The sequence below is a fragment of the Pedobacter sp. KH_004 genome (assembly GCF_057840755.1).
This window is the reverse complement of record NZ_CM174519.1, coordinates 458278-473286: the sequence shown is the minus strand read 5'-3', so window position 1 is coordinate 473286 and position 15009 is coordinate 458278. Positions and strand designations below refer to the sequence as shown.

General features: G+C 37.4%; 11 protein-coding genes and 5 tRNA genes. All 16 read right to left on the bottom strand.

Features of this window, described 5'->3' with window-relative positions:
• Positions 1–30: 30 nt before the first annotated feature.
• Positions 31–4317 carry a DNA-directed RNA polymerase subunit beta' gene (gene rpoC, locus AC3ITD_RS02150; protein ID WP_056850016.1) on the bottom strand — a complete coding sequence of 1429 codons (4287 nt, stop codon included), beginning with the start codon at positions 4315–4317 and terminating at the stop codon, positions 31–33.
• Between the two features lie 80 nt (positions 4318–4397).
• Complete coding sequence (rpoB, locus tag AC3ITD_RS02145; protein ID WP_489363577.1) at positions 4398–8201, bottom strand: DNA-directed RNA polymerase subunit beta; 3804 nt, start codon at positions 8199–8201, stop codon at positions 4398–4400.
• Between the two features lie 157 nt (positions 8202–8358).
• Complete coding sequence (gene rplL, locus AC3ITD_RS02140; protein WP_029279312.1) at positions 8359–8736, bottom strand: 50S ribosomal protein L7/L12; 378 nt, start codon at positions 8734–8736, stop codon at positions 8359–8361.
• Between the two features lie 64 nt (positions 8737–8800).
• The gene (rplJ, locus tag AC3ITD_RS02135) at positions 8801–9322 is read right to left on the bottom strand and encodes a 50S ribosomal protein L10 (RefSeq protein WP_056849501.1); all 522 of its coding nucleotides are present in this window, start codon (positions 9320–9322) and stop codon (positions 8801–8803) included.
• 2 nt (positions 9323–9324) lie between these two features.
• Positions 9325–10023, bottom strand: a complete 699-nt coding sequence (gene rplA / locus AC3ITD_RS02130; RefSeq protein ID WP_025143259.1) for a 50S ribosomal protein L1 — start codon at positions 10021–10023, stop codon at positions 9325–9327.
• A gap of 20 nt (positions 10024–10043) precedes the next feature.
• Positions 10044–10487, bottom strand: a complete 444-nt coding sequence (gene rplK / locus AC3ITD_RS02125; RefSeq protein WP_010601094.1) for a 50S ribosomal protein L11 — start codon at positions 10485–10487, stop codon at positions 10044–10046.
• 249 nt (positions 10488–10736) lie between these two features.
• Positions 10737–11276 (bottom strand): transcription termination/antitermination protein NusG, encoded by a 540-nt coding sequence (nusG, locus tag AC3ITD_RS02120; RefSeq protein WP_029283241.1) that lies wholly within the window; start codon positions 11274–11276, stop codon positions 10737–10739.
• Between the two features lie 9 nt (positions 11277–11285).
• Positions 11286–11483: a preprotein translocase subunit SecE gene (secE, locus tag AC3ITD_RS02115; RefSeq protein ID WP_025143264.1), complete on the bottom strand. Its 198-nt coding sequence runs from the start codon at positions 11481–11483 to the stop codon at positions 11286–11288.
• Positions 11484–11575: 92 nt separating this feature from the next.
• Positions 11576–11649 (bottom strand) — tRNA-Trp (locus tag AC3ITD_RS02110).
• Positions 11650–11710: 61 nt separating this feature from the next.
• Positions 11711–12898: an elongation factor Tu gene (tuf, locus tag AC3ITD_RS02105; RefSeq protein ID WP_056849498.1), complete on the bottom strand. Its 1188-nt coding sequence runs from the start codon at positions 12896–12898 to the stop codon at positions 11711–11713.
• A 120-nt stretch (positions 12899–13018) separates the two neighbouring features.
• Positions 13019–13090 (bottom strand) — tRNA-Thr (locus AC3ITD_RS02100).
• Positions 13091–13166: 76 nt separating this feature from the next.
• A tRNA-Gly gene (locus AC3ITD_RS02095) sits at positions 13167–13242 on the bottom strand.
• A 77-nt stretch (positions 13243–13319) separates the two neighbouring features.
• Positions 13320–13405: transfer RNA gene (locus AC3ITD_RS02090), tRNA-Tyr, on the bottom strand.
• A gap of 37 nt (positions 13406–13442) precedes the next feature.
• Positions 13443–13515, bottom strand: a tRNA-Thr gene (locus AC3ITD_RS02085).
• Between the two features lie 230 nt (positions 13516–13745).
• Positions 13746–14093, bottom strand: coding sequence for a ribosome hibernation-promoting factor, HPF/YfiA family (hpf, locus tag AC3ITD_RS02080; RefSeq protein WP_056849497.1), 348 nt, complete (start codon positions 14091–14093; stop codon positions 13746–13748).
• A 14-nt stretch (positions 14094–14107) separates the two neighbouring features.
• Positions 14108–14992 carry a phage lytic cycle repressor MrpR family protein gene (locus AC3ITD_RS02075; RefSeq protein WP_489363571.1) on the bottom strand — a complete coding sequence of 295 codons (885 nt, stop codon included), beginning with the start codon at positions 14990–14992 and terminating at the stop codon, positions 14108–14110.
• Between the last annotated feature and the right edge of the window lie 17 nt (positions 14993–15009).

Sequence of the window (15009 nt, the reverse complement as noted above, 5' to 3'; positions counted from 1 at the left end):
AACAGCCCTTTCTGAAAAAAATGAAGTATATTATGCTTCTACTTCTTCTTGTTTCGAAGCCAATAATTTATCGTATTCTTCTTGAGAACCAACAATGATTCTTTCGTAACCACGTACACCAGTACCTGAAGGGATTAAGTGACCAACGATCACGTTTTCTTTCAAGCCTAACATGTTATCGCGTTTACCTGCAATTGCCGCCTCATTTAATACTTTCGTAGTTTCCTGGAACGAAGCCGCAGAAATGAACGATTTAGTACCTAATGATGCACGAGTAATACCTTGTAAGATGGAACTAGCTGTTGCTGGTCTTGCATCTCTAACCGTGATCTGTTTCAAATCTTTACGTTTCAATTGAGAATTTTCGTCTCTTAATCTACGCAATGATACAATTTGACCTGGTTTTAAATCTGTCGAGTCGCCTGCATCTTCCACAACTTTTTTGTCGTACATTGCATCGTTCTCTTCTGCAAAATCCCAACGATCTACAGCGTTATTTTCTAAGAAAATAGTATCACCTGGATCTTCGATGTGAACTTTCTGCATCATCTGGTGAACAATTACCTCGAAGTGCTTATCGTTAATTTTTACACCTTGCAAACGGTAAACCTCTTGAATACCATTTACTAAGTATTCTTGAACCGCTGCTGGGCCTTTAATTGATAAGATATCTGCAGGAGAAATTGAACCATCTGATAAAGGCATACCGGCTTTCACAAAGTCATTATCCTGTACAAGGATGTGTTTCGACAATGGAACAAGGTATTTTTTAACTTCACCATCTTTAGATTCGATTGTAATCTCACGGTTACCACGTTTAACACCACCTAAAGTTACTACACCATCAATCTCAGTTACTACAGCTGGGTTTGAAGGATTACGAGCCTCAAATAATTCCGTTACACGAGGCAAACCACCTGTAATATCTCGGGTTTTACCAGTTGCACGAGGAATTTTAGCGATAATCTGACCAGTTTGAATCGCTTCACCTTCATCAACTGAAACGTGAGCACCTACTGGAATGTTATAACCTTTGATAAATTCACCTTTCTTATCTACAATTTGAACAGAAGGGTTTTTAGTTTTATCACGTGTATCAATAATTACTTTTTCACGGTGACCAGTTTGCTCATCTGATTCTTCACGGAAGGTAACACCTTCAATAATCGCATCAAATTGTGCTTTACCGGCAAATTCTGAAAGAATAACCGCGTTATATGGATCCCACGAACAAATTTTATCTCCTTTAGATAACTTATCTCCTTCTTTTACGAATAAGAAAGCACCATATGGAATATTGTTGGTAACGATCACTCGGCCTGTACCTGGCTCAACAATTTTAAACTCACCTGAACGACCCAATACAACTTGTACTGTACCATCTTCAGTTTGTGTATCAACTGTACGGATATTTTCGAATTCGATAACACCATCAAACTTAGCAACGATGTTTGATTCTGCAGCAATGTTTGATGCAGTACCACCCACGTGGAAAGTACGAAGTGTTAACTGAGTACCCGGCTCACCGATTGATTGTGCTGCAATTACACCAACTGCCTCACCTCTTTGAACACGTTTACCAGATGCCAAGTTACGGCCATAACATAATGCACAAACACCACGTTTAGCTTCGCAAGTTAATACTGAACGAATTTCAATACCTTCTAAAGGCGATTCCTCGATCAATTTAGCAACTTCTTCATTAATATCTTCACCAGCACCTACTAATAATGTATTATCCAAAGGATTGTATACATCATGTAATGAGGTACGACCTAAAATTCTATCAAATAATGGTTCAACGATATCTTCCTGATCTTTCAAGGCAGTAGTATACATACCTCTTAAAGTACCACAGTCGTTATCATTAACAATCATGTCCTGAGCAACGTCATGTAAACGACGAGTTAAGTAACCCGCATCCGCCGTTTTCAAAGCCGTATCCGCCAAACCTTTACGAGCACCGTGAGTAGAGATAAAGTACTCTAATACCGATAAACCTTCTTTAAAGTTTGATAAGATCGGGTTTTCAATGATATCACCACCCGAACCTGATTTTTGAGGTTTCGCCATCAAACCACGCATTCCGCAAAGCTGACGAATCTGCTCTTTCGAACCACGTGCACCTGAATCAAGCATCATGTAAACTGAGTTAAAACCTTGGTTATCTGACGATAACTGAGTCATAACAAAAGTAGTTAACCTGTTGTTGATACGAGTCCAGATATCGATAATCTGGTTGTAACGTTCGTTGTTGGTAATGAAACCCATGTTATAGTTGTTTCTTACCTCTTCAACTTCAGCTGCAGCTTGCTCTAATAGAGTATGTTTTTCTACCGGGATGTTTACGTCTTGTAAGTTGAACGATAAACCGCCTTGGAAAGCCATTTTGAAACCTAATTCTTTGATATCATCTAAGAATTGAGAAGCACGGGCCATACCAGTCATTTTCACTACTTCACCGATAATATCTCTTAACGATTTTTTAGTCAACAACTCATTGATATAACCTACCTCTTCAGGTACCAATTGGTTAAATAATACTCTACCAACAGTAGTCTCTGTTAATTTATTAACGATAGAACCATCGTTTTGCTTAACATTTACCCTTACCTTGATGAAAGCATGAAGATCTAATTCTTTCTCATTGTAAGCAATAATTACTTCCTCTGGAGAATAGAAATTAGAATCCTGTCCTTTTACTACTCTTGTATCATCAGTTCTACGGCCTTTAGTAATATAATAAAGACCCAAAACCATATCCTGAGAAGGTACTGTAATTGGTGTACCGTTTGCAGGGTTTAAGATATTGTGTGCAGCCAACATTAATACTTGGGCTTCCAAAATTGCTGCGTTACCTAGCGGTAAGTGGACAGCCATCTGGTCACCATCAAAATCGGCGTTGAATGCAGTACAAACTAACGGGTGTAATTGGATCGCTTTTCCTTCAATTAATTTTGGCTGGAAAGCCTGAATACCTAATCTGTGTAAGGTAGGTGCACGGTTTAATAAAACCGGGTGACCTTTCAATACATTTTCTAAGATATCCCAAACTAATGGATCTTTTCTATCAACGATTTTCTTAGCAGATTTAACTGTTTTTACCACACCACGCTCAATCATCTTACGAATAATGAATGGTTTGTAAAGCTCAGCAGCCATATCTTTAGGAATACCGCACTCGTGTAATTTAAGGCTAGGCCCAACAACAATTACCGAACGAGCTGAATAATCCACACGTTTACCTAATAAGTTCTGACGGAAACGACCTTGTTTACCTTTCAAGATATCTGAAAGTGATTTCAAAGCACGATTACCTTCAGTTTTTACCGCGTTAACTTTACGTGAGTTATCGAATAACGAATCTACAGCTTCCTGCAACATACGTTTCTCATTACGTAAAATTACCTCTGGTGCTTTAATCTCGATCAAACGTTTTAAACGGTTGTTACGGATAATTACACGACGGTATAAATCATTTAAATCTGAAGTTGCAAAACGACCACCTTCTAATGGTACTAAAGGACGTAATTCTGGTGGAATAACCGGCACGATTTTAACAATCATCCACTCAGGGCGATTCTCAATACGTGTATTAGCACCACGGAAAGCTTCAACAACCTGAAGACGTTTTAAAGCCTCATTTTTACGTTGTTGAGAAGTTTCGTTAGCAGCCTGGTGACGTAAATCATAAGATAAAGTATCTAAATCAATACGTTTTAATAAATCTTCTAATGCTTCAGCACCCATTTTGGCGATGAATTTATTAGGATCTTTATCGTCTAAGTATTGGTTTTCTTTAGGTAATTTATCTAAGATATCTAAATATTCTTCTTCGGTTAAGAAGTCCATATAGTTGATACCTTCTTCGGCCATTAAGCCTGATTGAATAACTACGTAACGCTCGTAATAGATAATTAAATCTAATTTTTTAGTAGGTAAACCTAATAAATAACCGATTTTGTTTGGTAACGAACGGAAATACCAGATGTGCGCAACAGGAACTACCAAAGCGATGTGCCCCATACGCTCACGACGTACTTTCTTCTCTGTTACCTCAACACCACAACGATCACAAACGATACCTTTATAACGGATACGTTTGTATTTACCGCAATGACATTCGTAATCTTTTACCGGGCCAAAAATACGCTCACAGAACAAACCATCACGCTCAGGTTTGTAAGTACGGTAGTTAATGGTTTCCGGTTTCAACACCTCACCGCTTGAACGTTCCAAAATAATTTCTGGAGACGATAAGCTAATCGTGATTGATGTGAAATTGCTTTTTAATTTATTATCCTTTTTGTAAGACATATGCTTTTTTGAGTTAAAAGTTAAAAGTGCAAAGTTGAAAGTAGCCGGAGCTTTTAACTTTCAACTTTATACTTTATACTTTAGTCTAACGTAATATCTAAACCTAAACCGCGTAACTCGTGCACCAATACGTTAAACGATTCTGGAACACCTGGAGTTGGTAGGTTTTCACCTTTTACAATGGCTTCGTAGGTTTTTGCTCTTCCGATTACATCATCCGATTTAACGGTTAAGATCTCCTGAAGAATATTAGCTGCACCGAATGCCTCTAATGCCCAAACCTCCATCTCACCAAAACGCTGACCACCAAACTGGGCTTTACCACCCAATGGCTGTTGTGTAATTAACGAATATGGTCCGATTGAACGGGCGTGCATCTTATCATCAACCATGTGACCTAATTTCAACATGTAGATAATACCTACCGTTGTAGTCTGATCGAAACGCTCACCTGTTAAACCATTGTATAAGTAAGTTTTACCTGAAGCAGGAACACCCGCTTTAGCAATCCACTCTTCTACTTCATCATGAGTAGCACCATCAAATATTGGAGTTGCGAATTTCACGCCCAATTCCTGACCCGCCCAAGCCAAAATAGTTTCATAGATCTGACCAAGGTTCATACGTGAAGGTACACCCAGTGGGTTCAACACGATATCAACCGGAGTACCATCAGCTAAGAAAGGCATATCTTCATCACGTACAATACGTGCTACAATACCTTTGTTACCGTGGCGGCCCGCCATTTTATCACCTACTTTTAATTTACGTTTTTTAGCAACATAAACTTTTGCCATTTGTACAATTCCCGATGGAAGCTCATCACCTACACTAATCGCAAATTTATCACGTTTGTAAGCTCCAAGTTCTTCGTTAACACGGATACCGTAGTTGTGAAGCAACATTTTAATCATCTCGTTTTTGTCATCATCAGTTGTCCATTTGTTAGGGCTGATGTGTGCAAACTCAAGATCTGCTAAAATCTTCTGAGTAAATTTAGCGCCTTTAGGTACTAATAATTCTTTATAGATGTTAAATACACCTTGAGATGTTTTTCCATTTACAATAGTGAATAATTTGTCTACTAATTCTGCTTTTAACTTCTCAGTAATGTTATTGTAGCTCTTATCTAATTTCTCAATTGCTGATTTCTCTTCAGCTTTTGTAGTTTTCTTAGCACGGCTGAATAACTTAGTATCAATTACCACACCTTGGATTGAAGGAGGAGTTTTTAAAGACGCATCTTTAACATCACCTGCTTTATCTCCAAAGATTGCACGTAGTAATTTCTCTTCTGGTGAAGGATCAGATTCTCCTTTTGGAGTGATCTTACCAATTAAAATATCACCTTCTTTTACATCAGCACCAACACGGATAATACCGTTTTCATCTAGGTCTTTTGTAGCCTCTTCAGAAACGTTCGGGATATCTGGTGTTAATTCCTCTTCTCCACGTTTTGTATCACGTACTTCTAATTCAAACTCTTCAATATGCAATGAAGTGAAAACGTCATCACGAACAATACGTTCGTTAATTACAATCGCATCCTCAAAGTTGAAACCTTGCCAGGGCATGAAAGCCACTTTCAAGTTTCTACCTAATGCCAATTCGCCGTTCTCTGTTGCGTAACCCTCACAAAGCACTTGTCCTTTAGTAACTTTCTGACCTTTCTTAACGATAGGTTTTAAGTTGATACAAGTATTCTGGTTGGTTTTTTTGAACTTAATTAAACGGTAAGTTTTGCTATCACCTTCAAATGAAACTAAACGATCATCTTCGTTACGCTCATATTTAATTGTGATTTCGTTGGCATCTACATATTCAACAACACCATCACCTTCAGCGTTGATCAATGTTCTTGAGTCACGGGCAACGCGACCTTCCAAACCTGTACCAACAATTGGTGCTTCAGGACGTAACAATGGTACGGCCTGACGTTGCATGTTCGATCCCATCAAAGCCCTGTTCGCATCATCATGTTCCAAGAACGGAATTAACGAAGCAGCAATTGAAGTAATCTGGTTAGGTGCAACGTCCATTAAGTCTAATTTCTCAGGCTCAATAATCGGGAAGTCACCCTCATAACGTGCTTTAACGCGTGGTGTTATAAAGTTACCTTTATCATCATATTCTGCATTTGCCTGAGCGATGGTTTTACCATCTTCATCTTCTGCAGATAAATAAATAACGTCTGAATCAACCACTACCTTACCATCTTCAACACGTTTGTATGGTGTTTCGATGAAACCTAAATTATTGATTTTTGCATGCACACAAAGTGATGAAATTAAACCAATGTTTGGTCCCTCAGGAGTTTCGATAGTACATAAACGACCGTAGTGAGTGTAGTGAACGTCACGTACCTCGAAACCAGCTCTTTCACGTGATAAACCACCTGGGCCTAAAGCTGATAAACGGCGTTTGTGCGTAATCTCTGCTAATGGATTCGTTTGATCCATAAATTGAGACAACTGATTTGTACCAAAGAAAGAGTTGATTACTGATGATAACGTACGAGCGTTAATCAAATCAGTTGGTGTAAACACCTCGTTATCGCGAATGTTCATACGCTCACGGATTGTTCTAGCCATACGGGCTAAACCAACACCAAATTGTGCGTACAATTGCTCACCTACCGTACGTACACGACGGTTTGATAAGTGATCAATATCATCCACTTCTTCTTTTGAGTTGATCAATTTGATCAAATATTTAACAATTGCAATAATATCTGCTTTTGTTAAAACTTTAACCTCATCAGGAGTATTCATTTTCAATTTACGGTTGATGCGGTAACGACCAACATCACCTAAATCGTAACGTTTATCCGAGAAGAATAAACGATCAATGATACCACGAGCAGTTTCCTCATCAGGTGGTTCTGCGTTACGCAAAGCACGATAGATGTTTTCAACAGCTTCTTTCTCTGAGTTAGAGGTATCTTTTTGTAATGTATTATAAATAATGGTATAATCTGCCTGACTAGCGCCATCTTCTTTTGATAAGATGATGCTTTTTACGCCAGCTTCGATAACCATATCAATGTGTTCGTCTTCTAAAACGGTTTCTCTTTCAAGAATCACTTCATTACGGTCGATAGAAACTACCTCACCTGTATCTTCATCTACAAAATCTTCAACCCATTTCTTTAAAACTCTTGCAGCCAGTTTACGACCGATATATTTCTTTAAACCTGATTTACTAACTTTTACTTCGTCAGCAAGATCAAAAAGTTCTAAGATGTCTTTATCAGAATCGTAACCGATAGCACGTAATAAAGTGGTAACCGGGAATTTTTTCTTACGATCGATGTAAGCATACATCACGTTGTTCACGTCAGTAGCAAACTCGATCCATGAACCTTTGAAAGGAATAACACGGGCAGAATACAATTTGGTTCCATTAGTGTGACGGCTTTGGCCGAAGAACACACCTGGAGAACGGTGTAATTGCGAAACGATAACACGTTCTGCACCGTTGATAACAAATGTACCTTTTGGTGTCATATACGGGATCGTACCTAAATACACATCCTGAATAATAGTTTCAAAATCTTCATGTTCAACATCGTTACAAGAAAGCTTAAGCTTTGCTTTTAATGGAACATTGTAGGTTAATCCACGCTCAATACACTCGTGTATATCGTAACGTGGCGGATCAACAAAATAATCAAGAAACTCTAATACGAAGATATTTCTTGAATCTGTTATTGGAAAGTTTTCAGCAAACACTTTAAACAAACCTTCGCTAGAGCGATCGTCTGATGTGGTATCTATCTGGAAAAATTCTCTGAATGATTGCAATTGCACATCCAGAAAATCCGGATAGTCTATAATGTGCTTACTAGTTGCAAAATTTACTCTTTGTTCGACTGTCTTTGCCAATGGACTAAAAGATTTTAGTTTAAGAATAAACTATTTGTTTGGTTCGGATTTTAAACAGGCTCATTAACCAAACAAAATGAGATGTTTATAAACAGGTAAAGACACCGACATTTTCAGTCGGTGTCTAATACATTTTTAGCCTAGCTAAATTAAGTGATTACTTAATTTCAACTACTGCTCCAGCTTCTTCTAATTGTTTTTTAAGAGCTTCTGCTTCGTCTTTAGTAACACCAGCTTTTAATTCTTTTGGTGCTCCGTCAACTAAGTCTTTAGCTTCTTTCAAACCAAGACCTGTTAAGTCTTTTACAAGTTTAACAACTGCTAATTTAGCGCCACCAGCTTCTTTAAGAATTACATCAAAAGATGTTTTTTCTGCAGCAGCAGCAGGTGCATCACCACCAGCAGCAGGACCAGCAACTACAGCAGCAGCTGCAGGCTCGATACCATACTCGTCTTTTAAGATTTGAGCTAATTCGTTAACTTCTTTAACGGTTAAGTTTACTAATTGCTCAGCAAACGATTTTAAATCTGCCATTTTATTAAGATTTTAAATTTTTACGTAAAATAATTTTGTTTTATTTGCGAACTTAAGGTGTTCGTTAACCTTCTCTTTCTTGAAGAGTTTTAACAATTCCTGCAATTTTGTTACCGCCTGATTGAAGCGCAGATAGAACATTTTTAGCTGGTGATTGTAATAACCCAATGATATCGCCAATAAGCTCTTCTCTTGATTTTAAGCTTACTAAGTTATTCAATTGATCATCACCAACATATACTGATGAATCTATGTATGCTGCTTTAAGCACAGGTTTATCAGAAGTTTTTCTCAAAGTTTTAATCAACTTAGCCGGAGCGTTTGCTGTTTTTGAGAATAATAATGATGATGAACCTTTAAGCGCTTCGTATATCTCAGAAGCATCGCCATCTAAACCTTCAATCGCTTTGCGAATTAAAGAGTTTTTAGCAACCTTCATAATGATATCACCTTCGAAACATTTGCGGCGGATGTTATTAATCTGCTCAACAGAAAGGCTAGAAGTATCAGCAATATAAAAATTGCCATACTCTTGCATTTGTCCTTGTAGTTCTAAAACTACGTCGTTTTTTTCTTCTCTGTTCATGATTAAATCCCCGCTACTGATTTAGTTTCAATTGCAATCCCAGGACTCATTGTAGAAGACACGTGAATGCTTTTAAAATAAGTTCCTTTTGCAGCAGATGGTTTTAATTTTGAAATTACTTGAATGATTTCAAGTGCATTCTCATAAATTTTGTCTGCTGGGAATGATACTTTTCCTATCGAGGCGTGTATGATACCCGTTTTGTCTACTTTAAAATCGATCTTACCTGCTTTAACCTCAGTTACAGCTTTACCAACTTCGTTAGTTACTGTACCTGATTTTGGGTTAGGCATTAAGTTCCTTGGACCTAAAACACGGCCCAATTTACCTACCTTAGCCATACAAGCTGGTGTAGTGATAATAATGTCTACATCGGTCCAACCACCTTCAATTTTAGCAACATACTCGTCTAAACCAACGAAGTCTGCGCCAGCTGCTTTCGCTTCTTCTTCCTTATCAGGAGTTACTAAAGCTAAAACACGTACAGTTTTACCTGTACCGTGTGGTAAAGTAGCAATACCACGTACCATTTGATTGGCTTTACGCGGATCTACTCCTAAAGATACATCAATATCAACTGAAGCATCGAATTTAGTAGTAGTGATTTCTTTTACCAAAGCAGCAGCATCCTTCAAAGTATAAGCTTTACCAGCTTCTATTTTAGCATGTGCCTTTTTTTGATTTTTAGTTAATTTCGCCACTGTTGTAAACTGTTTTTTAATTAATTGTTCCAGGGTGCGTCACCAGAAACGGTGATTCCCATACTGCGTGCTGTTCCAGCAACCATACTCATTGCAGATTCGATTGTAAATGCATTTAAATCAGGCATTTTATCTTCAGCAATAACTTTAATCTGGTCCCAGGTCACCGACCCAACTTTCTTACGGTTAGGCTCAGCAGAACCACTCTGTAATTTAGTAGCATCTTTTAACTGGATAGCTACCGGAGGGGTTTTGATGATGAAATCGAATGACTTATCAGCATAAACAGTAATTACAACTGGCAATACTTTACCTGCTTTATCTTGGGTACGAGCGTTGTACTGTTTGCAAAACTCCATAATGTTCACCCCTTTAGCACCTAATGCAGGTCCTACTGGTGGCGATGGATTTGCCGCTCCGCCTTTGATCTGTAATTTGATCATTGCACTGACTTCTTTTGCCATTTTGTGTTTTTTGTTTATTTAAAACTCAATGTTAAATATTGGAAGCATGTAACATTTATTTTCCTTATAGTTCCTATAAAACTTAAAGGACTGCAAAGATATGGATAATCTTGCAGTCCTACAATAGTTTAGGAAAAATATATTTTATATTAACTATATATATCTTTCCTTAAAAGAAAAAGCTTTTCCTTTTGAGAAAAGCTTTTATTATATCTTAGTAAATTCTTAAATCTACAATCGTAAATCCCATTATTCTTTTTCTACTTGCATATAGTTAAGTTCCAATGGTGTTTTACGACCGAAAATCTTAACCATTACTTTTAATTTTTTCTTCTCTTCGTTCACTTCTTCAATCACACCAGAGAAACCATTGAAAGGTCCATCCATTACTTTAATGCCTTCACCAACATAGTAAGGCACATTCATGGTTTCGCCTTGCTCGCTCATTTCATCAACCACACCTAAAATACGGTTAACTTCTGCCTGGCGCATTGGAATTGGATTACCAGCTTTATCACCTAAGAAACCAATAACACTATTAATTCCTTTAATGATGTGCTCTAATTCTCCATCTAATGTTGCTTCGATTAAAACATAACCAGGATAAAAGTTACGTTCTTTGGCAATTTTCTTACCATCTTTCATTTGGTAATATTTTTCCATCGGTATTAAAACCTGAGGAACCAAATGAGAGAAACCTAAACGGCTGATCTCAGCATCAATGTATTGTTTTACCTTCTTTTCTTTACCGCTAACCGCCCTTACAACGTACCACTTTAGATCGCTCATTAGTAAATATTAATTAGAAAGTGATTTATAAAAAGTATCTAACACAAACGTAGAGCCTTTATCCATTGCAAAAATAACCAATGCAATAATCAAAGAAGCTACTAAAACAAGAATCGCAGAGCTTTGCAACTCTCCCCAAGTAGGCCATGTAACCTTATTGGTCATTTCATCGTATGATTCTTTTATAAACTCAACTACTTTAGCCATATTTATTATAATGATTAAATGATTGAATTAGTGAGTGAGAGAATGGTTAACATTCAATCATTAAAACATTCACTAATACAATCATTATTTTTTGGCACGGGAACAAGGATTCGAACCCTGATCAAAGGTTTTGGAGACCTCTATTCTACCGTTGAACTATTCCCGTGGATAAAATTAGCTAATCAGCATAGAAGCCAATTAGCTAATTTTTATATAATAGCTTAAAATTAAGCTAAGATTTCAGTTACCTGACCAGCACCTACTGTTCTACCACCTTCACGGATAGCGAAACGTAGACCTTTTTCCATTGCGATAGGAGAAATCAATTTCACAGAAATTGTAACGTTATCACCTGGCATTACCATTTCAGTACCTTCAGCTAGTGAAATTTCACCAGTTACATCTGTAGTACGGAAATAGAATTGAGGACGGTATTTGTTAAAGAATGGCGTGTGACGACCACCTTCAGCTTTTGATAATACATAGATCTCAGCTTTGAAATCAGAGTGAGGAGTTACTGAACCTGGTTTACAGATTACCATACCACGACGGATATCAGTTTTCTCAATACCACGTAACAATAAACCTACGTTATCACCAGCTTCACCGTAATCTAAAATTTTACGGAACATCTCAACACCAGTTACTGTAGATTTTAAGTTCTCAGCACCCATACCTAAGATCTCAACTGGATCTCCAGAGTTGATTACACCACGCTCAATACGACCTGTAGCAACAGTACCACGACCAGTAATTGAGAATACATCTTCAACAGGCATTAAGAAAGGAAGTTCAGTTAAACGTGGAGGAATTGGAATGTAGCTATCAACAGCATCCATTAATTCCATAATTTTACCAACCCATTTAGCATCACCGTTTAATCCACCTAATGCAGAACCTTGGATTACTGGAATATCATCACCTGGGAAATCGTAGAAAGATAATAATTCACGAACTTCCATTTCAACTAGTTCTAATAATTCTGGATCATCAACCATATCCACTTTGTTCATGAATACAACCAATGAAGGTACACCAACCTGACGAGCCAACAAGATGTGCTCGCGAGTTTGTGGCATTGGACCATCAGTAGCAGCAACAACGATAATTGCACCGTCCATTTGAGCAGCACCAGTTACCATGTTCTTCACATAATCCGCGTGACCTGGACAGTCAACGTGTGCATAGTGACGGTTAGCTGTTGAATACTCAACGTGAGCTGTATTGATTGTAATACCTCTTTCTTTTTCCTCTGGAGCAGAGTCAATTGAATCGAATGAACGTGCCTCAGTTAAACCAGCATCAGCCAAAACTTTTGTAATAGCTGCTGTTAAAGTTGTTTTACCGTGATCGACGTGACCGATTGTACCGATGTTTAAGTGCGGTTTACTGCGGTCAAATTTTTCTTTTGCCATTTTATTTATAACTAATTAGTAGGTTAACTTTTTATTATTTTTATTTTTTGTTATTTCAACACAAAAAACCTTGTCTACTCTGTAATATATAACAGATTTAACAAAGCTTTATTACACCTGAGCCAACTATGGGAATTGAACCCATGACCTCTTCCTTACCAAGGAAGTGCTCTACCGCTGAGCTAAGTCGGCTTTTCCAATTATCAATCTTCAGTTTTGTCAGTTATCATAAAACTGCAACCTTTAATTGCCAACTGCTCAACTTTATTGGAGCGGAAGACGAGGTTCGAACTCGCGACCTATAGCTTGGAAGGCTATCGCTCTACCAACTGAGCTACTTCCGCTTACTAATTTACGATTGATGATTTACGAATTACGATTTTACAATCGTCAATTTAAAATCTTCAAATCTAAAATCAGATGGTGGGGAGAGAAGGATTCGAACCTTCGAAATCTTGCGATAACAGAGTTACAGTCTGTCCCATTTGGCCGCTCTGGAATCTCCCCTACTTTATTTTAAAATACCAACACTTTAAAATAAAAGAGCCTCCTATCGGAATCGAACCAATGACCTACTGATTACAAGTCAGTTGCTCTACCAGCTGAGCTAAGGAGGCTTTTAATTTTGTGCAATGATACGAAAAATCTTCATTTTTCATACTATTAGCGTGTTTTTTAAAAACTTTAATCTTTTAAAAGAACTTACCTTTTCTTTGTTGCTTAACACCGTTTCCGAAAGGGAATGCAAATATACACACTTATATTTCACTTCAAAATAAATTTGAAAAAAAATAGCGAACATTTTCTGTTCGCTACCCTATAAATTATACTTTATTTAAATATACACTTAATAATCAGTCGCTTCGCTTTCAGTTAAAATTGCTTTATGCTCACTTAATTTTGCACGTGTTTTTTCTTTGTGCTTCGTGATTTGTTTCCTCAACGACTCAATCGCTAAATCGGTCGCCTCTTCAAATGATTTACATTGTTCTTTAGCGAAGAGTGTTCCACCCGGCACAATGAGTTTAATCTCACTGATCTTATTGGCTTCATCCTCTACGTTCTCTAATTTTAAATACACTTCGCCGCTAATGATCTGGTCAAAAAACTGATCTAGCTTGTTTGCCTTTTTCTGGATAAAGTCTAACAACTTACTATCTGCACTGAAGTGGATTGATTGAACTCCGATTTTCATTTTTCCTCCTTTTTTTACGCCTTTGGATGGGCTTGTTTATAAATTGTTTTTAATCTTTCGATTGAATTGTGGGTGTAAACCTGGGTTGCAGCCAAACTGGCGTGGCCCAAAAGTTCTTTAATGGCATTTAAATCTGCTCCTGCATTTAACAGGCTTGTCGCATAACTATGCCGCAACACGTGTGGACTTTTCTTTTCATTGGTTGATATGTGGTTTAGGTATGAAGTTACAATACGGTATATTAGCTTTGGATATGCCGCTGCACCTGTATTCGTAACGATTAAGTTAATCAAATTGTTATTAAAATTCTGCAATTTTTTTTGATCAATATAGCTATTGATCTGATTAATAAGCTGTTTATTTACCGGAATAATTCGCTCCTTATTTCTTTTACCCAACACCTTAATCGTTCCTGAATAAGTATCTACATCAGCTTCTTTTAATTGAATAAGCTCCGCCAGGCGGATTCCTGTACCAAAAAGCAATTCGATAACCAAATGATCTCTAACAGACTCAAAACTATTGTCAAAATAATTTTCCGAATCAAGTAGAACGTTCATTTTCTGCGAATCAACAAATACCGGAAGACGTTTCGGAATTTTAGGAGCCTTGATTAAAAGTGTAGGATTTTGATTTACCTGCTCTTCCCGCATTAAAAACTTATATAGACTTCTTAAAGCAGAAATTTTTCTGTTGATTGTGTTCTCTGAAGTTTTTCGCTCCATCAAATCAACCATATAGCTTCTGATATGCCTATGCTTAACTTCTGTGAAGTTTACTTCGAAAGTGGTATGAATGTATTGCTCAAACTGATCCAGATCAGTTTGATAGGAAGTGATGGTATGCGAAGAATAGCGCTTCTCGTGAGTTAAATAGGTAATAAAACTTTTTAGCAACATGCAATATCTCCTGCTAG

What these genes read in the sequence shown, in the direction of transcription:
- rpoC (WP_056850016.1), bottom strand. Translation starts at nt 4,317, where the DNA reads ATGTCTTACAAAAAGGATAATAAATTAAAAAGCAATTTCACATCAATC.
- rplL (WP_029279312.1), bottom strand. Translation starts at nt 8,736, where the DNA reads ATGGCAGATTTAAAATCGTTTGCTGAGCAATTAGTAAACTTAACCGTT.
- rplJ (WP_056849501.1), bottom strand. Translation starts at nt 9,322, where the DNA reads ATGAACAGAGAAGAAAAAAACGACGTAGTTTTAGAACTACAAGGACAA.
- rplK (WP_010601094.1), bottom strand. Translation starts at nt 10,487, where the DNA reads ATGGCAAAAGAAGTCAGTGCAATGATCAAATTACAGATCAAAGGCGGA.
- nusG (WP_029283241.1), bottom strand. Translation starts at nt 11,276, where the DNA reads ATGAGCGATCTAAAGTGGTACGTTGTAAGGGCGGTTAGCGGTAAAGAA.
- secE (WP_025143264.1), bottom strand. Translation starts at nt 11,483, where the DNA reads ATGGCTAAAGTAGTTGAGTTTATAAAAGAATCATACGATGAAATGACC.
- tuf (WP_056849498.1), bottom strand. Translation starts at nt 12,898, where the DNA reads ATGGCAAAAGAAAAATTTGACCGCAGTAAACCGCACTTAAACATCGGT.
- hpf (WP_056849497.1), bottom strand. Translation starts at nt 14,093, where the DNA reads ATGAAAATCGGAGTTCAATCAATCCACTTCAGTGCAGATAGTAAGTTG.
- AC3ITD_RS02075 (WP_489363571.1), bottom strand. Translation starts at nt 14,992, where the DNA reads ATGTTGCTAAAAAGTTTTATTACCTATTTAACTCACGAGAAGCGCTAT.